The 22429-nt window shown below is 72.6% G+C and carries 13 protein-coding genes; 9 read left to right on the top strand and 4 right to left on the bottom strand.

Features of this window, described 5'->3' with window-relative positions:
• The first annotated feature begins 27 nt into the window (after positions 1-27).
• Positions 28-2295 carry a bifunctional diguanylate cyclase/phosphodiesterase gene (locus GA0070610_RS21040; RefSeq protein WP_331716473.1) on the top strand — a complete coding sequence of 756 codons (2268 nt, stop codon included), beginning with the start codon at positions 28-30 and terminating at the stop codon, positions 2293-2295.
• 87 nt (positions 2296-2382) lie between these two features.
• On the opposite strand, the gene GA0070610_RS21035 is transcribed toward GA0070610_RS21040, so the two are convergent.
• Together GA0070610_RS21035 and GA0070610_RS21030 are read right to left on the bottom strand one after the other, a co-directional pair.
• The gene (locus GA0070610_RS21035) at positions 2383-5388 is read right to left on the bottom strand and encodes a carbohydrate binding domain-containing protein (RefSeq protein ID WP_089001633.1); all 3006 of its coding nucleotides are present in this window, start codon (positions 5386-5388) and stop codon (positions 2383-2385) included.
• Between the two features lie 235 nt (positions 5389-5623).
• Positions 5624-6643, bottom strand: coding sequence for a LacI family DNA-binding transcriptional regulator (locus tag GA0070610_RS21030; RefSeq protein ID WP_089001632.1), 1020 nt, complete (start codon positions 6641-6643; stop codon positions 5624-5626).
• 388 nt (positions 6644-7031) lie between these two features.
• On the opposite strand from GA0070610_RS21030, the gene GA0070610_RS21025 reads away from it, so the two are divergent.
• The 4 genes from GA0070610_RS21025 (at position 7032) to GA0070610_RS21010 (ending at position 12811) form a co-directional block, all read left to right on the top strand.
• Entirely contained in the window at positions 7032-8321 is a 1290-nt protein-coding gene (locus GA0070610_RS21025; RefSeq protein WP_089001631.1) for an ABC transporter substrate-binding protein, read from the top strand.
• An 86-nt stretch (positions 8322-8407) separates the two neighbouring features.
• A complete protein-coding gene (locus GA0070610_RS21020; protein ID WP_089001630.1) occupies positions 8408-9424 on the top strand; it encodes a carbohydrate ABC transporter permease in 1017 nt (338 codons plus the stop codon).
• Positions 9425-9506: 82 nt separating this feature from the next.
• On the top strand, positions 9507-10364 hold the full coding sequence (locus GA0070610_RS21015; RefSeq protein WP_392567339.1) for a carbohydrate ABC transporter permease: 858 nt from the start codon (positions 9507-9509) through the stop codon (positions 10362-10364).
• Positions 10361-12811: a glycoside hydrolase family 2 protein gene (locus GA0070610_RS21010; protein ID WP_089001629.1), complete on the top strand. Its 2451-nt coding sequence runs from the start codon at positions 10361-10363 to the stop codon at positions 12809-12811. The genes GA0070610_RS21015 and GA0070610_RS21010 overlap by 4 nt, the downstream gene beginning before the upstream one ends.
• A gap of 108 nt (positions 12812-12919) precedes the next feature.
• On the opposite strand, the gene GA0070610_RS21005 is transcribed toward GA0070610_RS21010, so the two are convergent.
• Entirely contained in the window at positions 12920-14296 is a 1377-nt protein-coding gene (locus GA0070610_RS21005; RefSeq protein ID WP_089001628.1) for a stress response protein, read from the bottom strand.
• Positions 14297-14875: 579 nt separating this feature from the next.
• Here GA0070610_RS21005 and GA0070610_RS21000 point away from each other — a divergent pair.
• The 3 genes from GA0070610_RS21000 to GA0070610_RS20990 all read left to right on the top strand — a co-directional run bounded on the left by GA0070610_RS21000 (position 14876) and on the right by GA0070610_RS20990 (position 17721).
• Positions 14876-15214, top strand: coding sequence for an ArsR/SmtB family transcription factor (locus GA0070610_RS21000; RefSeq protein WP_089003636.1), 339 nt, complete (start codon positions 14876-14878; stop codon positions 15212-15214).
• A complete protein-coding gene (locus tag GA0070610_RS20995) occupies positions 15211-16884 on the top strand; it encodes a SulP family inorganic anion transporter (protein WP_089001627.1) in 1674 nt (557 codons plus the stop codon). Before GA0070610_RS21000 ends, GA0070610_RS20995 begins: the two co-directional genes overlap by 4 nt.
• Before the next feature lie 243 nt (positions 16885-17127).
• A complete protein-coding gene (locus GA0070610_RS20990) occupies positions 17128-17721 on the top strand; it encodes a hypothetical protein (RefSeq protein ID WP_089001626.1) in 594 nt (197 codons plus the stop codon).
• A gap of 182 nt (positions 17722-17903) precedes the next feature.
• Here GA0070610_RS20990 and ilvD read toward each other — a convergent pair whose 3' ends face one another.
• Complete coding sequence (ilvD, locus tag GA0070610_RS20985) at positions 17904-19751, bottom strand: dihydroxy-acid dehydratase (protein ID WP_089003635.1); 1848 nt, start codon at positions 19749-19751, stop codon at positions 17904-17906.
• 128 nt (positions 19752-19879) lie between these two features.
• Between ilvD and GA0070610_RS20980 the strand changes: the two genes are divergently transcribed.
• Positions 19880-22210 (top strand): putative bifunctional diguanylate cyclase/phosphodiesterase, encoded by a 2331-nt coding sequence (locus GA0070610_RS20980; RefSeq protein ID WP_392567338.1) that lies wholly within the window; start codon positions 19880-19882, stop codon positions 22208-22210.
• Positions 22211-22429 lie beyond the last annotated feature (219 nt).

Genomic DNA, 22429 nt, shown 5'->3' with positions numbered 1-22429 from the left:
CCGTGCCCCCTCACGAAGGCGACCGCCGTGCCCCTCGCGTACCCGCAACACGCGTCCATCCCTCGTCCCTCCCGGCTGGACGTCCTCGTCCTCGCCGCCGTCACGCTGCTCCTGCTCGCTGGCGCTCTCGGTCGGATGCCCGCCCTGGCCGTGGTGGCGCTGGCCGCCGCCGCCAGCTGTGCACTGGCGGGTACGCGGCTCTCCCGCCTCGCCGCCGCGCCCCCGCTCCCCGCCCCCGCGCAGGTTCCGGCCCGGTCCCGCGCCGCCCGCCGGCGCCCGGCCGCGTCCCGCCGCGTCGCCGTGCTGCTCGACGCCGCGGTGGTGACGGCGGGGCTCACCGCCGCCGTGCTGCCGCTCGCCGGGCCGGGCCACCGGTCCGCCGTCGCCGTGGCGGGGCTCGCCGCTGCCGCCGCGCTGTTCGTGGCGGGGCTGCCCGCGGTGCCGCGCTCCTCCCACCCGTCCGCCCGGGCCCGCCTGCGCGGGGCCGTCGACGCGAGCGCCGCCGGCCTGGGGCTGGTCCTGGCCGGCTGGCTGCTGCTGCCCCGCGACCCCCTCGATCCGTCGGTCCGGCTCGCCGTGGCCGTGGCCCTGGGCGGGCTCGCGCTCGCCGTACTCGTCGTGCTGACCGGGCCGCACCGGCGCACAGGTGCGGCCCGCTGCCGGGCCGGGGCGGCACTCACCCTGTCCGGGCTGGTGCTGCTGGCCGCGCTCCCGGCCGGGGCGGCACCGGAGCGGGCGGCGCTGCTGTCCGTACCTCCGCTGGTGGGTGGGGTGCTGTTGACGGCGGCCGGGGCGCGGCGGGCGACCCGCCCGGAGCCGGCCCCGCCCGAGGTGCCGACCACGGTGTGGCCCCGGGCGGTGGTCCCGGCCGTCGCGGCCGTGGCGGCCATCGGCTGGCAGCTGCGCGACGGGGGTCCGCCGGACCTGACGGCGATCCTGCTCGCCCTGGCCCTGGCCCCGCCGCTGGTGCTGCGCGACCTGCTGCGCTCGGACGAGCCGCCGCCGGCCCGTGCCGACGCCGCGCCGGAGCGGTCCGGATCGACCGACCGGAGCCGGCCCGGCGCGCCCCTGGACCGCCCGGCGCTGCTGCGGGCCCTCGCCGCCCTCCGGGACGCGCCGGCCCCCGGCGCGCTGCTCGTCGTCGACCTGCACAACGCCGGACCCGCCTCCGACGGGCACCAGGTCGGCGAGGCCGTGCTGGCCGAGGCCCTGCGCCGCGCCCGCGCCGTCGTCGGCCCCCGGGACCTGTTCGCGGACGTCACCGTCACCGGCTTCACCGTGGTCACCGAGGCCGGCCCGGTGCTGGCGTACGCGCTGGGCACCCGGCTGCTCGGCGCGCTCACCCAGCCCTACGAGGTGGCCGGTGCGGTGCTGCGGCTGCGGGCCGGTGTCGGGCTGGCCGAGATCGGCAACGGCGGCCCGGAGGACGTGCTGCGCCAGGCGGACCTGGCCCGGCGCCGGGCCGTGCAGCTCGGCCGGGACCGGGTCGAGTGGTACGACGCCTACCTGGAGGAGCAGCTCGTCCGCCGGCTCGACCTGGAACGGGAGCTGCCCGGTGCGGTGGCCCGGGGCGAGCTGGACCTCGTCTACCAGCCGGTGCTCGACCTGGCCGACGGGCAGCCGGTCGGCGCGGAGGCGCTGCTGCGATGGCGCAATCCGGTGCTCGGCACGGTGCTGCCCGCCGAGTTCCTGCCCGTGGCCGAGGACCTCGACATCGTGGGGGAGCTGGGCTGCTGGGTGCTGGACCGGGCGTGCCGGCAGCTCGCCGCCTGGTCGGCCGGGAGCCGGCAGCTCTGGATGGCGGTGAACGTGACCGTCCGGGAGCTGACCGCCCCCGACTTCGTGCCGCGCACGGCCGCCGTGCTGGACGCGTTCGGGCTGACGCCGGAGCAGCTGGTGGTCGAGGTGGCGGAGCCCCGGGTGGGCGCCGAACTGCCGACGGTGGTGGCCCGGCTGGCCGGGCTGCGCTCGCTGGGCGTGCGCACCGCGCTGGACGACTTCCGGGCCGAGCACGCCTCGCTGGCCCAGCTCCGCCGGTTGCCGATCGACCTGCTCAAGGTCGGCCCACAGCTGGTGGACCCGGCGGACCCGCAGCGCCCGCTCATCGACGTGGTGGTGAACGTGGGGGACCGGCTGGGGCTCGACATCGTCGCCGAGGAGCTCGAGTCGGCCGGCCTGGTCGACGGCGCGCGGCGGGCCGGCTGCCGGTACGGGCAGGGCTTCGCGTTGGCCCGCCCGGCCACCGCGGAGCGGGTCGAGGCGTACTTCGAGGAGTTCCCGACGGCCTCGCGCTGACGGGAGACCCGCCGGTGGCCCGACCCGCAGGCGCGGGTCGGGCCACCGGCGGTGTCGGGGGACCGGCCAGGTCCCCCGACGCCAGCGTCACCGCAGGTAGGGGCCGGTGTCGCCGACCTTGCCCGGCGCCGGGTTGCCGGGCAGGTCCAGCACGTACACGCGCAGGTTGCCCTTGCCGCTGACGGTCGCCGTCAGCGTCCCGTTGGTGACCGTACGGACGTCACCGGTCACCGCGTCGGTGTACCGGCCGTTGGGCACGCCGGTGAAGGTCGCGCTGCCGGAGACCGTGACCAGCGCGAAGCTGTCCACCCCGCCGGCCGTGAAGCGCCGTTTGTACGCCATCGAGCTGCCGCTGATCCCCTCGGTGGAGTACTGCCCCTTCTGTAGGGCCGGCACCGCCCGGCGGATCTGGTTGAGCCGCTGCACGTGCTTGACCAGCGGCTTGTCGAGGGTGCTGGCCACGGGCCCGGTGGCGGATCCGACCCGGCCGAAGTCCGTCGCGGTGACCGTGCCCGCCAGGTGGTCGCCGTAGTAGGCGCGTCCGGTGGTGGCCAGCGGGCACGTCGGCCCACAGTCGATCTTCGCGCCCTTCTGGAACTCGATCTCCGAGCCGTAGTAGAGCGTCGGGATCCCCCGGAACGTCCACATCAGGCTCATGTTCTCCGCCCAGGCGTCGGTACCGCCGGTGTAGCGGGTGTTCGACTTGTTCGGGCCGTAGTCGTGGCTGTCGACGTACACGACGTTGTAGGTCGCGTCGTTGTAGCTGTCGTCGGAGTCCTTGCCGTTGCCGAAGGCGTTGTTCGCGTCGCCGAAGTTCATGTGCATCCGCATGTCGATGACGTTCATGCCGGAGAACTTCGAGTGGTCCGGCGCGTGGTACGTGTTGCCGCGCAGGAACGCGTTGTCGCTGGTGGGCTGGCCATTCGGGCCGAGCAGCTGCTCGTGGTCGTACTGCTCGATCGCGGCGCGCACGTCGTCGGGGCCGTACTCCTTGCGTTCCTTCCAGGTGAAGAACTGCGCCGAGTGGTTGACCGAGCCCCGGTTCCACTTGTCGTTGACGAACGCGGCGACCTCGCCGAAGACGTAGAAGTCGCGGCCGGACTCGCCGTGCGTGGCGAGCGCGTGCTGCTGGATGGCCGGCAGGAACCGCCGGTTCCAGGTGACCCGGGGGATGTGTACGGCGGTGTCGATGCGGAAGCCGTCCACGCCCATGTCGATGAACTTGTTGTACGCGTCGATCAGGTACTTCTGCACGGTGGCGTTCTCGGTGTTGAGGTCGGCCAGGTCCTCGTGCAGCCAGCAGCTGCGCGCGTCCTCGCCCTCCCAGTTGCCGATCCAGCACTGGTGGTAGAGGTCGGCGGGGAACAGTTTGCTGGTCGGGGTGGGCCACTGGCACTCGTAGAGGCGGAAGCCCTCGGGGCTGGTACCGGCCGGGGCGCCCCAGCGCGGGCACTGGTTGCCGGCCGGGGCGGCGCCCGACCAGACGTCCCCGTTGTAGGGCCGGCCCTTGGCGAGGGCGTTCTGCGCCGGGGTCAGTTCCGGGTCGGTGCCGGGGTGCTCGACCGTCGGGTCGTACTCGCGGCCCGCCTCCTGCCGGCTGTACATCCACTTCCACTGCTCGTCGCGGGTGCCGTGGACGGTCGGGGTGAACAGCCCCTTGGCGCCCCAGCGGGAGCTGTGGTTGTAGACCACGTCCTGGAAGACCTTGATGCCCTTGGCGTGCGCGGCGTTGATCAGGTCCTGGTAGCTCGCGCCGGGGCTCTCCAGCCGGGGGTCGACCCGCTGGAAGTCCCAGCCGTGGTAGCCGTGGAAGTCGTAGTCGGAGCGGTTCAGCACGACCGGGGTGATCCAGAGAGCGGAGAAGCCGAGGCCCTTGACGTAGTCCAGCTTGTCGATGAGGCCCTTGAAGTCGCCGCGGAACATCGGGTCGTCGTTGGCCGCGTTGCCCGACTTCACGTGCTGGCTGCCGCCCCGGTTGTTGGTGGCGTCGCCGTCGGCGAACCGGGCGGTCATGACGAAGTAGATGCTGTCCTCGCGGGGGTCGCCGCCGAGCGGGGTGCCGGCGGCCGGCGGGGGCGCGGTGGCCCCGGTGGTGACCGCTACGGGGGCGCTGGCCGGTGAGGTGTTGCCGGCCGCGTCGTACGCCCGGACGGTGTACTCGTAGCGGGTGTGCGGGCTCAGGGCGGCGTCGACGTGACCGGTGGCGGCGGTGCTCACCGTGGTGGTGCCCTGCGGCCCGCCGGTGCGGGTGAGCCGGTAGCCGGTCACCGCCCGGTCGTCGGTGGACGCCGCCCAGGTCACCGCGACCCGCAGCCCGTTCGCGGTCGCGCCAAGGCCGGTGGGTACGGACGGCGCCGTGGTGTCCGGCGTGCCGGGCGCGCACGGCGACGTCGCGCCGGGGGTCACCACCCCCGCCTTGACGGTGCTCAAACCGGCGCCCAGGGTGTAGTCCGCGCCGTTGTTGTTGTCCCAGGCGCCGGCGCCGTCGTTGAACGCCGCCCGCAGCGTGCCGGCGGTGCCGAGGTCGACGATCCGGCGGGCCCACCCGGCGCAGCCCGCGTCCATCGGTACGCCGGGAACGGTGGTCCAGGCGCCGCCGGCGACCTGGTGGTGGATGTTGGCGGTGGCCCAGCCCCGCGTCCCGAGGTGGTACCAGACGTCGGCCGTCCGGCCGGTCGACGGGTCCGACGGGGTGGGCGCGGGGGAGCCGGCGCAGGGGTCGGCCGTGCCGACCACGCCGTCCGCGACGGTCACCGTCCCGGTGCCGGTGCGGTAGTTCGCGCCCCGGTTGTTGTCCCAGGTCGTGCCGTTGTGGTTGAACACCACCTGGAGGCCGGTGGCGGTGCCGGCGTCGACGGTGCGTCTGCGCCAGCCGGCGCACGCCGCCTCCATCGCCACCCCGGGTACGGCCGTCCACGCGCCGCCGTCGGGCGCGTAGTGGATGTTGACCTGGCCGGTCCAGGTGGCGGTGGGTCGGTAGTAGACGGTCACGGTGTTCGCGGCGGAGGCCGTGCCCAGTGGGGCCAGTCCGACGGCGAGCCCGGCGGCCAGCGCCGCCGCGATCAGCCGTCGTCGTCCGGTGCGGGGGTGCATCGGAGCTCCTCGGGGGTGGTGTCGGCGGGGCCGAGGGGGACGGGGTGCCTTGCGTGACAGCCGTCGGCAGCGGGGGATTGTCCGGACCGGACAGTGACGTGACGGGTCGCGTCACGAGATGACGAATGTTTCTGCAAGGTCTTGCAAGTGGCGAGAAAGTTACCACCATCAACGTCTCGACACCAGACGTCCACACTGATCGGAGGGCGGGGCGCCCAGGTCGGCGCGCTCCGCCTCAGCTCGCGCGCGGCGGGGCCGTACTGCCCCGGGGCGTCAGGTGGGCCGTCTCGTCCTGGACCCGCTCGGCCGGCGCGCCCCCGATCACCGCGAGCAGTTGCCGGGCGGCGTGCGCGCCGTACGCCGGGATGTCCCGGCCGAGCGCCGTCAGCGGCGGATGCACCAGTTGGCAGAGCGGCGAGTCGTCCCAGGCCACGATGGACAGGTCGCCCGGCACGGCGAGGCCCATCTCCTGGGCCACCGACAGTCCCGCTATCGCCATCACGTCGTTGTCGTAGATCACGGCGGTGGGGCGGCCGGCCGAGCTGAGCAGGCGCCGGGTCGCGCGCGCCCCCTCCTCGCCGGTGTAGTCGGCGGGCACGGTGACCGCGTCGGCCAGGCCGAGCCGCCGGCACACCCCGGTGAACGCCTCGGTGCGGATCTCGGTGTGCAGCAGGGCGGGCAGGCCGCCGACGCGGGCGATCCGGCGGTGGCCGAGGGCGAACAGGTATTCCACGGTCTCGACCAGCGCCGCCGCGTCGTCGGACCAGACGCTGGCCAGCCCGCCGGTGCCACCCGGGCCGCCGATCACCACCGCGGGCAGGCCCAGTTCCTCCAGCACCGGCACCCGGCGGTCGTCGGCGCGCAGGTCGCAGACGAGCACGCCGTCGACCCGCCGCTCGCCCCACCACCGCCGGTGGACCGCGACCTCCGCCTCCTGGTCGGCCACCACCTGGAGGGTGAGGGCGTACGACCGGGCGGAGAGTTCGGCCTCCACGCCGCTGATCAGCTCCATGAAGAACGGCTCGATGCCGAGCGTGCGGGCCGGGCGGCAGAGGGTGAGGCCGACCGCGTCGGCGGTGGCGCCGGAGAGGGAGCGGGCGGCGCGGCTCGGGCTGAAGCCGATCTCGGCGGCGATGGCGAGGATCCGTTGCCGGGTGGCCTCGGAGACCCCGGGCTGCCCGTTCAGCGCGTAGGACACCGCCCCCTTGGACACCCCGGCGCGTCGGGCGACGTCGGCGATCGTGGGTCGCTTCACCGGCGTACACCTCCACTTCTCCCGCCCGGGCGGGTGTCACCGCGAGGCCGGGACGACCGGCGGCGGTCCACGCTACTGCACCGACCGGCGGCCGGGCCGGTCCGACCGGCAGGCGGCGCCGGCCCGGCCGACGCCTTTCCCGGTTAAGTCGATCTGTCGCGATGCGCCGGCGGCGCCATCCGCCCTCCCGGCGCGAGCTTCCGCCGCCTCGTGGTGCGGCCTCACCTCCCATGATCTCGCTCCCATGATGCAGGCAGGTTACCGCGAGGCGGCGGCGTTCACGGCCCGTTGACACTACCGGGACCGGCCCGTACGGTGACGTCACTTATCCGGTTAAGTCAACGGCTCTCGATGTCCGGGAGCGATCCCATCTGGCGCGGAGGATGACATGAGACGGTCCCTGACGCACTGGGCCAGGGTGGCCGCCGTCGGCGCGGTCAGCCTGGTCATGGTCGCGGCGTGCAGCGGCAACAGCGGGGGTGGCGGCGACTCCCGGGCGGGCGGGCCCGTCACCCTCAAAATCAACTTCTGGGGCGACTTCGGGCTCGACGAGCTCAAGGCGAAGTACGAGGACGCGAACCCGAACGTCAAGATCAGCCTGAACACCGGCGAGTACAACGCCCAGCACGAGGACCTGCAGAAGAAGCTCGTCGCCGGCTCCGGCGCGCCGGACATCGCCGCCGTCGACGAGGGCTTCGTCGTTCAGTTCCGTGGCCAGGCCGACAAGTTCGTCAACCTGCTCGACAAGGGCGCCGGCACGTACGAGCAGAAGTACCTGCCGTGGAAGTGGAAGCAGACCCTGACACCCGACGGCAAGGCCCAGATCGGCCTCGGCACCGACGTCGGCGGCCTGGCCATGTGCTACCGCACCGACCTGTTCGCCGCAGCCGGCCTGCCCACCGCACGCGACCAGGTCTCCGCGCTCTGGCCCACCTGGGAGAGGTTCATCGAGGTCGGTCAGCAGTACACGGCCCGCAGCGGCAAGAAGTTCATCGACTCCGGCACCAACGTCTTCAACCCCGTCCTCGGCCAGCAGCCCGTCGGCTTCTACGACGAGAGCGAGACCCTGAAGATGGACGGCGGCCCGAAGGTCGCCTTCGACGTCGCGGCCCGGACCATCGCCGCCGACCTCTCGGCCAACCTCACCGCGTTCTCCCCCGAGTGGAACAGCGGCTTCGTCAAGGGCAACTTCGCCGTGCTCGCCTGCCCGGCCTGGATGCAGGGGCACATCAAGAACACCGCCCCCGGCACCAGCGGCAAGTGGGACGTGGCCGCCATCCCCGGCGGGGGCGGCAACTGGGGCGGCTCCTTCCTGACCATCCCCAAGCAGGGCAGGAACGTCGACGAGGCGTACAAGTTCGTCGAGTGGCTGATCCAGCCCGAGCAGCAGGTCGAGATCTTCAAGAAGGTCGGCAACCTGCCCTCCCAGCCGGCGCTCTACCAGGACCCGGCGATCAGGGACTTCACCAACCCCTTCTTCAACGACGCCCCGGTGGGGCAGATCTTCTCGAAGACGGCCGAGAACCTGACCCCGCAGTACCTCGGCCGGCGCAACGGCCCCACCCGGGTGGCGGTGGAGAACGTCCTCAACCGGCTGGCCACCGGAAACCTGAAGGGCAAGCCCGACCAGGCGTGGACCGAGGCGGTCAAGGAGGCCGAGAAGGCCGCCAAGTCCTGACCGCACGCCGACCCCGGCCGGGGCGGGCCGCCCCACGACCCGCCCCGGCCGGCCGGCCGTACCCCTTCGGTCCCTGGAGGTCCCCGATGTCCACCCCCCGTGCCGATCCCGCGACGCCCCGGCCCGGCCGGGACCCCGGCGCGACGGCCAGCCGCCGCGACCGCCCGCACGAGCCCGGCCCCTGGCGTACGCGGCTGCACCGCTTCGACGTGCGCTACGTGCCGTACCTGCTGATCGCCCCGTTCTTCCTGCTCTTCGCGGCCTTCGGGCTCTTCCCGATCGTCTTCAACGGCGTCGTCGCCCTGCGCCACTGGCGGCTCGACGACCCGACACTCACCGGCTGGGCCGGGCTGGAGAACTTCCGCCGCCTCTTCACCGACGACGACTTCTTCAACGCCCTCTCCAACACCTTCGGCATCTTCCTGCTCTCCACCGTGCCGCAACTGCTGCTGGCGCTGATCGTCGCGTCGCTGCTGAACCGCAAGCTGCGGGCCCAGACCTGGTTCCGGGTCGGGGTGCTGCTGCCGTACATCACCCCGGTGACCGCGTCGACGCTGATCTTCTCGGTGGTCTTCGCCCGCGACACCGGCATCGCCAACTGGGCCCTGTCGCTGCTCGGCATCGGCGGGACCGAGCCGATCGACTGGCGCTCCGCCAAGTGGTCCTCCTGGGTCGCCATCGCCACGATGGTCAACTGGAAGTGGATCGGCTACAACGCGCTGCTCTACCTGGCCGCCATGCAGTCCATCCCGCGCGACGTCTACGAGGCCGCCGCCGTCGACGGGGCCGGGCCGTGGCGTCAACTGTGGCGGATCACCGTGCCGATGATCCGGCCCGTGGTCATCTTCACCGTCGTGCTCTCCACCATCGGCGGCCTGCAACTGTTCACCGAGCCGATGCTCTTCGACGCCAACCCGGCGCTGGGGCTCGGCGGCGACGACGGGCAGTGGCAGACCGTCGCCCAGCTCATCTACAAGGTCGGCTGGCGGGACCTCAACCTCGGCTACGCCGCCGCCATGTCCTGGGCGCTGTTCCTGGTCATCCTGCTCGTCGCGGCGCTCAACGCCCTGCTCACCAACCGCCTGGGCGGAGGGAATCGGTGAGCGCGAGGAGTGAGCTCGCGAGCCCCGCAGTCGCCAACGAAAGGTGGCACTGGTGAGCGCCTCGAATCCCCGGCGGGGGGCGCTGACGGGCCGGGCGCCGCAGCACCTGCCCGGCACCGTCTGGACCTACCTGTTCCTGAGCGTCGTGATCGCGTTCTCGGCGTTCCCGCTCTACTGGATGTTCGTGATCGCCACGAACACCGACGAGGCGCTGGCGAAGATCCCGCCGCAGGTGCTGCCCGGCGGGCAGTTGGCCACCAACCTGCGGGAGGTCTTCTCCATGCAGGACGTGTTCTTCCTCCAGTCCCTCGGCAACAGCGTGATCGTGTCGTCCGTGGTGACGGCGTCCGTGCTCTTCTTCTGCTCGCTGGCCGGCTTCGCCTTCGCCAAGCTGCGGTTCAAGGGGCGCAACGCGCTCATGGTCATGGTCGTCCTGACCATGACGGTGCCGAACCAGCTCGGCGTCGTCGCGCTCTACATCCTGATGGGCCGGATGCCCGGCGAGGGCGGCTGGAACGGCACCCTCCTCGCGGTGATCGTGCCCGGTCTGGTCAGCGCGTTCGGGGTCTTCTACATGCGGCAGTTCATCCTCGACGCGGTGCCCGACGAGCTGGTCGAGGCCGCGCGGATGGACGGCGCGAGCACCATGCGGATCTTCTGGAGCGTGGTGGTGCCGGCGGTGCGGCCCGCCATGGCGGTGCTCGGCCTGCTGACGTTCGTCGCCACCTGGAACGAGTTCCAGTGGCCGCTGATCACCCTCGGCGGCACCGACTACCCGACCTCGATGGTCGCGCTGTCCGACCTGGCCAGCGGCAACTACGTGCTGTACCGGCGGGTGCTGGCCGGCGCCCTGGTCGCCACCCTCCCGCTGCTGGTGATGCTCTTCATCGGCGGCCGTCAGATCGTCCGCGGAATCATGGAAGGTGCGGTGAAGTCGTGACCCGGCAAGCGTTGCACGAGGGCTGGACCCTGCGGGCGGTACCGGGGCCGCAGGTGCCGGCCGCGATCGCGGGGCGCGCGGTGCCGGCGACCGTACCCGGCTGCGTGCACACCGACCTGCTCGCCGCCGGCCTGATCCCCGACCCGTACCTGGACGACAACGAGAAGGGCCTGGCCTGGATCGGCCGGACCGACTGGGTCTACGAGACCACCTTCGACCATCAGCCGGGCGGTGACGAGCGGGTCGACCTGGTCTGCGCCGGCCTCGACACCGTCGCCACGCTCACCCTCAACGGCGCCGAGGTCGGCCGCGCCGAGAACATGCACCGTGGCCACCGCTTCGACGTCCGGTCGCGGCTGGTCGTCGGGTCCAACACCCTCGCCGTACGCTTCGACTCCGCCTACCGCTACGCCGAGGCGCAGCGGGACCGGCTCGGGGACCGGCCGAACGCCTACCCGGAGCCGTTCCCGTTCATCCGCAAGATGGCCTGCAACTTCGGCTGGGACTGGGGGCCGACCCTGGTCACCGCCGGCATCTGGCAGGAGATCGGGCTGCACGCCTGGTCGACGGCGCGGCTGGCCGTCGTACGTCCCCTGGTGACCGTCGAGGCCGGCGACGGCCGGGTGGAGCTGCACGTCGAGGTCGAGCGGGTTGGGGACGCGCCGCTCGCCGTGCGGGCCACCGTCGCCGGCGTCACGGCCGAGGCCAGCATCCCGGCCGGCGAACGCACGGCCGTGCTGACCCTCACCGTCCGCGACCCGGCGCTGTGGTGGCCCAGGGGGTACGGCGAGCAGCCGCTGCACCCGCTGGAGGTGACGCTGCACGACGCCGACGCGTTCCCGCTCGACACGTGGACGCGCCGGATCGGGTTCCGCTCCGTACGCCTCGACACCACCCCCGACGCGCACGGCACCCCGTTCGCCCTGCACGTCAACGACACCCCGGTCTTCGTCCGGGGGGTCAACTGGATCCCCGACGACGCGTTCCCCACCCGGATCACCCGGGACCGGCTGGCGCACCGGTTCCGGCAGGCCGCCGACGCGAACGTCAACCTGCTGCGCGTCTGGGGCGGCGGCCGGTACGAGTCGGACGACTTCTACGACCTCGCCGACGAGGCGGGACTGCTCGTGCAGCAGGACTTCCTCTTCGCCTGCGCCGCCTACCCGGAGGAGGAGCCGTTGGGCGCCGAGGTGGCCGCCGAGGCCGCCGAGCAGGTGGTGCGGCTCGCGTCGCACGCGTCGCTGGTGCTCTGGACCGGCAACAACGAGAACATCTGGGGCTGGCACGACTGGGACTGGCAGGAGCCCCTCGCCGGGCGCAGCTGGGGGCGCGGCTACTACCTCGACCTGCTGCCCCGGATCGTCGGCGAGCTGGACCCGACGCGGCCGTACTGGCCGGGCAGCCCGTGGTCGGGCAGCGAGCAGATCCACCCCAACGACCCGGCGCACGGCACCACGCACATCTGGGACGTCTGGAACACCGACGACTACACGAAGTACCGCGAGTACGTGCCGCGCTTCGTCGCCGAGTTCGGCTACCAGGCCCCGCCCGCGTACGCGACGCTGCGCCGGGCGCTGTCGGACGATCCCCTCGCACCCGACTCGCCCGGCATGGCGCACCACCAGAAGGCGATCGACGGCGACGCCAAGCTCCGGCGGGGGCTCGACGCGCACCTGCCCGCGCCGGCGGACTTCGACGACTGGCACTGGCTGACCCAGCTCAACCAGGCGCGGGCGATCCAGCTTGCCGTCGAGCACTTCCGCTCCCACCGGGACGTCTGCGCCGGCACGATCGTCTGGCAGCTCAACGACTGCTGGCCGGTGACCTCGTGGTCGGCCGTCGACGGCGACGGCCGCCGCAAGCCCCTGTGGTACGCGCTGCGCCGGGCGTACGCCGACCGGCTGCTGACCGTCCAGCCCCGCGCGGGCGGCCTGGCCCTGGTCGCCGTCAACGACGGGCCGGTGCCGTGGCGGGCGGGCGCGTCGGTGACCCGGCTGACCCTGGCCGGGGAGCCACGGGCGAAGACGACGCTGGAGCTGGACGTCGCCGCGTACGCCAGGATCGAGCTGGCGCTGCCGGCGGAGCTGGCGCGGCCGGAGGAGGCCCGGCGCGAGCTGCTGGTGGCCGAGGCGGGCGATACGGCCGGGCGGGCGTTGTGGTTCTTCGCCGAGGACCGCGACGCGCACTGGCCGGCGGCCGGGTACGACGCGTCGGTCGAGCCGGTCGACGGCGGCCAGCGGGTCCGGGTCACCGCCCGCACGGTCCTGCGCGACGTGACGCTCTTCCCGGACCGCCTCGACCCGGCGACCGAGGTCGACGACGCGCTGGTCACCCTGCTACCGGGGGAGACGGCGACCTTCACGGTGAGCACCGGCGTCCCATTGGACCCGGCGGCCCTGACCACCCGCCCCGTCCTGCGCTGCGTCAACGACACCGTCGCCGACTGAGGTGACGGCGTGGCCGGGGGAGCCGCGACGGAGATCTTGGCAAGTTACGGCCCCCGGAGGGGCCGCTCCGTACCAAGATCTCCGTCGTGCTGTCCTGGTGACGGCTCGTCACCCTTGCTGGTTTTCCGATTGCGGGTCCGGGCCGAAGTCGGGGGTGTCCTGGGACGAGATCGCGGTAGAAATCAAACTGGCGGCTACGGGCTCTGCCTGCTCCACCTCTTCTGGGGCGCGCAGGCGCGGTGGCGTCGGCATCCAAGGCTTGAGATTTTGGATGACCTGTTCGTAGAAGTCGTCGATGGCGTTCAGCACCGAGTCGATGAATGCGCCTCGGCCAGTACCGCGCTTGGTGCCGGATGCCGTGGAGCGAGCGACGCGGAAGGTGCGGAGCTCGCGGGTGGGATCCATGATCAGAACGGTCGGGTCAGTACGCACCTCACGGAGCAGTTCGGTGGCGCCTCCTCCGCGCGAGTGCATGACGAAGGCCTCGATGCGTGTCGTATCGGGTGCGTCCTTCAACTGGCGTACAAGCCAGTTGACCCGAGTCGTTGGCCGACCCGCACGTGGGGCATCGACGTCCACGTGGCAGATGATCTGCCCTGCGCGAAGGTCTGCTGACACGTGGAGCGAGCCCACCGAGCCAGGAATCTTGATGCCTCCGGTCAGCGTCCCGGTTGAGGCCAACTGGTTGACAAGCGATTGCGTCCGAGCGCTCGGGTCCGCAACGTCCCGCCGGCTCAGGGCGGGCGTCACCTCGGTGCCGAGGCGTCTGCCCAGCCGCAGGCAGGCGTATCGGATCAGAGCATCGAACCGGCCCGCGATCTCGGCTGCGCCGCTGTCGGTGGCGCGGAGGGTGCCGGTGGAGACGCCCTCGCGGACCTGAACCCAGGTGGGCCCCATGTCACTGAACTCCATCGCGCCTGAGCGCGGATGCTCCAGGTACCGGATCAGCTCCCCGAGGACCCACGCCTGATCCGGGTCGGCGACACCACGGTATTCCTTCTGGATAACGGCGTGTGTGAGGATCTCGGTCCACGGCAGATGATGGAGTGCGACCTTCTTCAACTTACGTCGGTCGACCGGGGTCGGATGTTGGCCAGCTACAGGTGCTATCTCATTAGAAATGGTGATCAAGGCATCGAAGCCTTGCTCGCGAGCCACATCCAGGTACGCCTCAAGCTGTTCGGTCTTCAGCGCGTTGTTGCCGGTCTTCACCTCGACCAGTGCGGTCCATTGCCGTTGGCCCCGACTGACACGAATCAACCCATCCGGGAACAGTTGCTGAGTGCCGAGCTTGAAGGGCACCTCGATGAAGGTCTGCACCGTCCCGGCTGGAGCGCCGACCGACTGTGTGATCACCCGGCCGAATTCGCGTACCGCGCTCATGACCGCAAGCAAGGCGGAAGTTGCTCGGCGTTCCTGCTCCTCAGCCCCATTGATGCCTGACGTAGGGATCAAGCGAGCGGCAAGCCAGGTCTCCTCAGACATGCACAAACTCCTCGTCGCGGTGGTGTACGAGAAACTACCTGCTATTCGTTCGGATACCAGTCGGACCGGCTGCCCTTCCGCACACGAAGATCCGACCGTGCAGGAGGTCCTTTCACCTGTTGGCTATGCGTCTTCGTCTGACGGTTGATCAACCCTCGGCAGTATGGACCTTATGGAAGTAATCCGTGCCGGATGTCAGCCAGGTGACTGCTCCAGGTGCTGTCGTCATGCGATGGGCGGCGGGCTCGGTCACCTCATGGGCCCGAACGGAGCGGCCCGACCATCCCCGGCAGTTCACGGGGGAGCGCCCGCGGCATCCTGACCTGGCAACACTGGGCCGGCCCCGCGGCCTTCGACGCCGTACCAGCCGTACTTCGGGATCGTCGGGCCCGGGCCGTCGCGGTCAACGCGGTGGTCGACCTCGGCGCTGGGTGGTGCTGCTCGCTACTGTCGTGATTTCGCTGGTCATCGCCCCTGTTCGTGATCCAGCCAGGGTGGGCGCCGCTTGCAATGTAAGTTGAAGGTTTTCGCAAGTGCTAAAGTTGGCAACCGGATGTGGGTCCCATGACGGAGGCTGACGTGTCGGTACCGCTCTACCAGGCCAAGGCGGAGCTCTTCCGCACCCTTGGCCACCCGGTTCGGATCCGGGTCCTGGAGCTGCTCCAGGACGGGCCGAAGCCGGTCCGCGACCTGCTGGCGGCCATCGACGTCGAGGCGTCCAACCTGTCGCAGCAGCTCGCGGTGCTGCGCCGGGCCGGCATGGTCACCTCCAGTCGCGAGGGCGCCCTGGTGATGTACGCGCTCAGCACCCCCGACGTGGCCGACCTGCTCGCCGCCGGACGGCGCATCCTGGGCGCGGTCCTCACCGACCGGGACGCGCTGCTGGACGAGCTGCGGTCCTCCGGGACGCAGCGGTGAGCCAGGCACTCGGGCTGCGCGAGCGCTTCCTCGGGCTGCTGCCGCCGCGCGCCGACTGGCAGGCCGTCCGCCGCTCGCCCCGGCGTGACCTGCTCGCCGGGCTGACCGTGGCGGTGGTGGCGCTGCCGCTGGCCCTGGCCTTCGGCGTCACCTCCGGGCTCGGGGCGCAGGCCGGGCTGGTGACGGCGGTGGTGGCCGGCGCCGTCGCTGCCGTCTTCGGCGGCTCCCACCTCCAGGTCTCCGGGCCGACCGGGGCGATGACCGTGGTGCTGGTGCCGGTGGTCCAGCAGTTCGGCCCCACCGGTGTGCTGATGGTCGGGGCGCTGGCCGGGCTGGTGCTGATCGCGCTGGCCCTCGCCCGCCTCGGCCGGTACGTCCACTACCTCCCCGTCCCCGTGATCGAGGGATTCACCGCCGGCATCGCGGTGGTCATCGCCCTGCAACAGGTGCCGGCGGCGCTCGGGGTGACCGACGCGCACGGCGACCGCGTCTGGGCCGTGGCCGCCGACGCGGTCGCCCGGTTCGTCGCGGACCCGCGGCCGGTCCCGATCGCGATGGCCCTCGGCGTCGCGGCGGTGATGCTGCTCGGCGCCCGCTGGCGTCCCGGCTGGCCGTTCTCCCTGCTCGGGGTGGCCGCCGCGACGGTCGTGGCCGAGACCGCCCCGGTCGAGCTGGCCCGCATCGGTGCCCTGCCCGCCGGCCTGCCCGCGCCCTCGCTGTCCTTCCTCGACCTCGACGCCGTCGGGGTCCTGCTGCCCTCCGCCCTCGCGGTCGCCGCGCTGGCCGCCCTGGAGAGCCTGCTCTCCGCCACCGTGGCGGACGGGATGACGGTCGGCCAGCGCCACGACCCCGACCGCGAGCTGTTCGGCCAGGGGCTGGCCAACCTCGCCGCCCCGGCGTTCGGCGGGATCCCGGCCACCGCCGCCATCGCCCGTACGGCGGTGAACGTGCGTGCCGGCGCCGGCTCGAAGCTGGCCGCGCTCACCCACGCCGTCGCCCTCGCCGGGATCGTGCTGGCCGCCGCCCCGCTGGTCGGCCGGATCCCCCTCGCCGCCCTGGCCGGCGTCCTGCTGGCCACCACCGTCCGGATGGTCGAGGCCGGGTCGCTCTGGGCGCTGGCCCGCGCCACCCGGGGCGACGCCCTCGTGCTGGTGCTCACCTTCGCGGTCACGGTGGCGCTGGACCTGGTGACCGCCGTGGCGGTCGGGGTGGGCGTGGCGATCGTGATCGCCCTCCGCGCGGTGGCCCGTACGGCCCGCGTGGAACAGGTCGCCCTCGACCCCGGCGAGCACAGCGCCGAGGAGCGTGCCCTGCTCGCCGACCACATCGTGGCCTACCGGCTGGACGGCCCGCTCTTCTTCGCCGCCGCGCACAACTTCCTGCTCCAACTCTCCGACGTGGCCGACGTGCGCGTGGTGATCCTGCGGATGTCCCGGGTGACCACCCTCGACGCCACCGGCGCGCAGGTGCTCGGCGACGCCATCCTCCGGCTTTCCGAACGCGGCATCACCGTGCTGCTCTCCGGCATCGACCCCGGCCACGACCAGGTGCTGGCCACCCTCGGCGTCGCCGACCGGCTGCGCCGCGAGGGCCTGGTCTTCCCCGACACCCCGGCCGCCATCCGGTACGCCCGCACCGTCGTGCTGCCCGACCCCGTGGCGTCGCGCTGAGCGGGGTCCTCAGCAGGGGACGACGACAGCCATGATCGAGTTTCGGGATGTGGGACAGGCGCGCCATGGCGTTGGAATTGCCTGATTGCGGAGTCAATGAACGGAAATATCTCGGCGGCCCGAGCCTGCGGATTCAGACTTATGTTCGGCCTATGCCTCGACGCGCCAGCGGGCCAGAATGAAGGCATTGACGTTCTTCGCAGGAGGCATCGCATGGTCAGAGTTGGTCGAATACTGCTCGCGGTGGCGCTCGTCGTCACCGCGACGCTGCTGGTGCCAGCCAATCCGGCCAGTGCCGCGGGTCGGCCGGTGACGGTCTGTTTCAAGGTCGGCGAGTTCGGCGGCCGGCCGATCTTCGACTGTCACACGATTGTCTTGCCGGACTTCGAGCCGAAGCCGATCGGGCCGATCGAGTGTCTGAGTTGTCCGCCCGTCTTCGATCTGTGGGACCGGATCGACCCGGAGAAGCGATTCGAGTATCTGAACCGGCTGGGTCGGGGCCTGTCGCTGCTGGGGGAGGCGGCGCAGGCCGTGGACCCGGTCAAGGCGAAGCATCTGCGGGAGTTGGCGACGGAGAGCTTCCGGTCGTCGGCGAAGCTGATGGACGGTTCGGAGGTGAAGCTCGGCCAGGTCGGCTGGGCGGACCTGAAGAACGAGAAGTTCCACGGCGACCCGGACCCGCAGCCGTCGCTGGTGGCGAGCGGGGAGAACCTGGCCGGCGGGCTCGGGCTGATGCAGAAGGCGCTCGGTGATCCGCAGCCGGAGCCCAACATCGCGTCGGCGATGGCCCGCTTCGACCAGGCGTACAAGGATCTCGGGACGCTGTTCGCCGGGTAATCCTTCTGGCCTCGCGGGTGCGGCGACCCCCAGGTGCCGCCGCACCCGCGTACTACGTATCCAATGGGCTTCCCACGGCTTGGTGGCACAGCGCGGCCCGGACGCGGCGACCACCACCCCAGGGAGCACGGATCACCCGGTCAAGGCTGCGGGACGAGGCACTGGCGAACGCGCCGCGGCGGCTACTCCGGGACGCGGCGGTAGGCGCCGTCGCTGGCCGAGGTGGCCATCGAGGCGTACGCGCGCAGCGCCGCCGACACCGGCCGCTGCCGGTCGACCGGCGTGTACGGCCTGTCGCGCTTCTCCTGCGCGATCCGCCGGGCCTCCAGCACGTCGGGGGCCACGTTCAGCTCGATCGACCGGGCCGGGATGTCGATGACGATCTCGTCACCGGGCTCGACGAGGGCGATCAGCCCGCCGGAGGCCGCCTCCGGTGAGACGTGCCCGATGGAGAGCCCGGAGGTGCCGCCGGAGAAGCGCCCGTCGGTGAGCAGCGCGCACGAGCGGCCCAGCCCCCGGCCCTTGAGGAACGACGTGGGGTAGAGCATCTCCTGCATGCCGGGGCCGCCCTTCGGCCCCTCGTAGCGGATCACCACCACGTCGCCGGCGACGATCCGCTTGTTGAGGATCGCCTCGACGGCGTCGTCCTGGGACTCGTAGACCTTCGCCGGGCCGCGGAAGGTGAGGCACTCCTCGGGCACCCCGGCGGTCTTCACGACGCAGCCCTCCGGCGCCAGGTTGCCGTGCAGGATGGCCAGCCCGCCGTCCGCGCTGTAGGCGTGCGCGAGGTCGCGTACGCAGCCGGTGGCCGCGTCGGTGTCCAGCGACGACCAGCGGTTGGTGGTGGAGAACGGCTCGACGGTACGCACCCCGCCCGGGGCGGCGTGGAACAGCTCGACCGCCTGCGCCGTCGCCGACCCGCCCCGGACGTCCCAGTCGGCGAGCCAGCGCTCAAGGCTGGGGGAGTGCACCGCGCGGACGTCGCGGTGCAGCAGGCCGGCCCGGTCCAGTTCGCCGAGGATGGCCGGGATGCCGCCGGCGCGGTGCACGTCCTCCATGTGGTACTGCGGGGAGTTCGGGGCGACCTTGGCCAGGCAGGGCACCCGGCGGGAGACGGCGTCGATGTCGGCGACGCCGAAGTCCAGCTCGGCCTCGCGGGCGGCGGCGAGCAGGTGCAGGATCGTGTTGGTCGAGCCGCCCATCGCCACGTCCAGGGCCACCGCGTTCTCGAACGCGGCCCGGCCGGCGATCGCGCGGGGCAGCACGGCGGCGTCGTCGCCGTCGTACCACCGCTTGGCGATCTCCACGGCGGTGCGGCCGGCCTCGACGAAGAGCGACCGGCGCGCGGCGTGGGTCGCCAGCGTCGAGCCGTTGCCGGGCAGCGCCAGGCCGATCGCCTCGGTGAGGCAGTTCATCGAGTTGGCGGTGAACATGCCGGAGCAGGAGCCGCAGGTCGGGCAGGCCGACCGCTCGATCTCGCCGAGCTGGTCGTCGGTGACGGACTCGTTCGAGGAGGCGATCATCGCGTCGATCAGGTCGATCTTGGAGTGCACGACGCCCTCGATCGCCACGGTCTTGCCGGCCTCCATCGGCCCGCCCGAGACGAAGACGGTGGGGATGTTCAGCCGCAGCGCGGCCAGCAGCATGCCCGGGGTGATCTTGTCGCAGTTCGAGATGCAGACCAGGGCGTCGGCGCAGTGCGCGTTGACCATGTACTCCACCGCGTCGGCGATCAGCTCCCGGCTCGGCAGGGAGTAGAGCATGCCGCCGTGGCCCATGGCGATGCCGTCGTCGACCGCGATCGTGTTGAACTCGCGGCCCACCCCGCCGGCCTCGGCCACCGCCTCGGCGACCAGGGCGCCCATGTCCTTGAGATGCACGTGACCGGGTACGAACTGGGTGAAGCTGTTCGCGATGGCGACGATCGGCTTGCCGAAGTCGTCGTCGGTCATCCCGGTGGCCCGCCACAGGGCCCGGGCGCCGGCCATCGTCCGACCGTGCGTGGAGGTCTTCGACCGCAGCTCAGGCATGCCCACCAGTGTGACATCGCCGCCCCGGCGGCCGGCGGGCGTGCGCGCCGTGTCCCAAAGGTTGCACACCCGGGCTCCCGCGCCGGGCGCGCATCCGGCACAGTTGGCACGTGCAGTTCCCCCCGGGCATGGTCGCGGTCGCGGTGCTGTGCGGGCTGGTGGCCACGGCGGCCGCCGCGCTGTCGGCCGTCGAGGCCCGCCGCCACTCGGGGCCGCACCGGCAGCCGTACGCCTTGCTCGCCGGCGCGTCCGGGGTGGCGCTGGTGACCCTGCTGCTCGGGGTGGGCGTGGCGCTCACCACGGCCGGGCACGACGGGCACGCCCCGGGCCGTAGCACCGGCTGGGCCGGCGTCGTGTCGATCGGCACGGCGGTGGGCGGGCTGCTCCTCTCCGCCGGGCTGCTCCGGCTGCCCGGCGTGGCCGCCCCGGCGGCGGCCACCGCCCGGCTGGCGCTCGACGGCCTGGTGATGGCCGCGGCGCTCTGGTTCGTCGGCTGGGTGCTCTTCTCCGAGCCCACCCGGCTGCTCGGCGACGCCACCCCGGCGGCCTGCGTGCCGATCCTGCTCGCCACGATCAGCGCGGCCCTGACCGCCGGGCTCGCCCTGATCGTGGCCTTCCGCGCCCCGCCGCCGCGCGGTCGCGCCGCCTGGCTGGGCGCCGGGGCCACCGCCGTGACCTGCGGCGGGCTCGGCGTCGCCACCGGGCTCTGCCAGGCCGGGCCGACCGTGGCGCTGGCCGGGGCGGGGGTGCTCGCCGCCGGCCTGGTCGCCGTCGCGTGGGCCGCCCGTCGGCTGGACGCGGCGGTCCAGCCGGCCCACGACCTGATCCGTCGCGACGGCGCGTACGCGTTCGTCCCGATGTTCGCCATGGCCGCCTCGGCGATGTACCACCTGCTCCAGGACGGCCGGTTCGACGCCCTCGGCATCGTCGCCGGCAGCGTGGAGGGCTTCGCCCTGGTCACCCGGCAGTACCTGACGCTGCACGACGTGCGCGGCTACGCCCGGCGGCTGGCCGAGCGCGAGGCGCACTTCCGCGAGCTGGCGCACACCGACCAGCTGACCGGGCTGGCCAACCGGCGGGGGCTGTTGCAGGCGCTGCACCGCTGCGCCGGTGCCGGCACCCCCTGCGTGCTGCTCGGGCTCGACCTCGACGGCTTCAAGCACGTCAACGACATGCGGGGCCACGACGTGGGCGACGCGGTGCTGGCCGAGGTGGGCGAGCGGCTGCGCGCCAACCTGCGCCCCGGTGACGTGGCGGCCCGGCTCGGCGGCGACGAGTTCGCGGTGCTGATGCACGGCCAGCCCGCCGAAGCGGACCGGGTCGCCGAGCGACTGCTCGGGGTGCTCGGGTGCGCCTACGAGCAGCCGGAGGGGCCCGTCTTCCTGTCGGTGAGCATCGGGGTGGCCGGCTGGGCCGGGGAGCCCGACGTGGAGCTGCTGCAGCGCCACGCCGACCTGGCGCTGCGCTACGCCAAGCAGCGCGGCAAGAACCGGATCGAGCGCTACGACGCCGCGTACGACCAGCTGCTGCGCCGGCGCACCACGGTGGAGCACGAGCTGCGCGGCGCCATCGAGCGCGACGAGCTGCGACTGGCGTTCCAGCCGGTGGCCTCGCTGCCCTCGGTACGCCCGGTCGGCGCGGAGGCGCTGCTGCGCTGGCGCCACCCCGTGCTCGGCAACGTCGGCCCGGACGAGTTCATCCCGCTGGCGGAGGAGTGCGGGATGATCGCCAAGCTGGGCGCCTGGGTGCTGCACCAGGCGTGCCACCAGCTCTCCCGCTGGCTGGCCGACGGGCACGACGTGTGGGTCTCGGTCAACGTCTCGCCCCGGGAGCTGCACGCCCCGGAGTACGTGGTCCAGGTCGCCGAGGCGCTGCGGGCCCACCACGTGCCGCCGCAGCGGCTGGTGCTGGAGGTCACCGAGCACGCCGTCGCGACGGACCTGGACGAGCTGATCAGGCGGCTGACGGCGCTGCGGGCCACCGGTGTCCGGATCGCCCTGGACGACTTCGGCGCCGGCTACTCCTCGCTCGGGCAGTTGCGCCGGCTGCCGATCGACATCCTCAAGATCGACCACGGGCTGGTCGCGGAGCACGAGCCGGTACGGCCGGTGGGCAGGGACGGCCCCGCGTTCGCGCCGATGGTCGACATCGTCATGCGCCTCGGCCACCAGCTCGGTCTGGAGGTCATCGCCGAGGGGGTGACCACGCCGACCGAGCTGGCCGCCGTGGTCGCCGCCGGCTGCCGGTTCGGTCAGGGAGCGCTCTTCGGCTGGGGCGTACCGGCCGAGCACCTGGAGGCGATGCTGGAGGCGGCCACGTCCCCGGGCGCCCGCCCCGCCCCGGCCCCCGCCGCGCCCGCCCCGGCCGGCCCGCCCGCGGCGTCGCCCCGGCGGCTGCCGAGGCTGCCCGCCCAGCGCCCCTCGGAGCAGGGGTCCGCGCAGGTGGAGTGGGGTCCCTAGGCGCCCCGGACGGGTGAAAGCCGGCGACCCGTGAACCAACATGTGGGATCAGTTGACTCATCGCGTGAGATGCGTCAGGCTTGACCGCATGTCGTCGTACCGGTCGCTGCGAGTACTTACCTGAGCGCACTCTCCCCGTCGAGAGTGCGCTGGCCCCGTGCATCCTGCACGAGGGCTTTTTTGTTGCCGTCGGACCCATCGACGCCGGGCGTCGCCCGC

Origin of the sequence: Micromonospora echinofusca (assembly GCF_900091445.1) — a bacterium.
Taxonomy (GTDB): domain Bacteria; phylum Actinomycetota; class Actinomycetes; order Mycobacteriales; family Micromonosporaceae; genus Micromonospora; species Micromonospora echinofusca.
This window is presented reverse-complemented; position numbering and strand designations above follow the sequence as displayed.

Bases quoted from the DNA above. Each gene is read 5' to 3' on its own strand.
- GA0070610_RS21035 (WP_089001633.1), bottom strand. From the start codon at position 5,388: ATGCACCCCCGCACCGGACGACGACGGCTGATCGCGGCGGCGCTGGCC.
- GA0070610_RS20980 (WP_392567338.1), top strand. From the start codon at position 19,880: ATGGTCGCGGTCGCGGTGCTGTGCGGGCTGGTGGCCACGGCGGCCGCC.
- GA0070610_RS21025 (WP_089001631.1), top strand. From the start codon at position 7,032: ATGAGACGGTCCCTGACGCACTGGGCCAGGGTGGCCGCCGTCGGCGCG.
- GA0070610_RS21005 (WP_089001628.1), bottom strand. From the start codon at position 14,296: ATGTCTGAGGAGACCTGGCTTGCCGCTCGCTTGATCCCTACGTCAGGC.
- ilvD (WP_089003635.1), bottom strand. From the start codon at position 19,751: ATGCCTGAGCTGCGGTCGAAGACCTCCACGCACGGTCGGACGATGGCC.
- GA0070610_RS21020 (WP_089001630.1), top strand. From the start codon at position 8,408: ATGTCCACCCCCCGTGCCGATCCCGCGACGCCCCGGCCCGGCCGGGAC.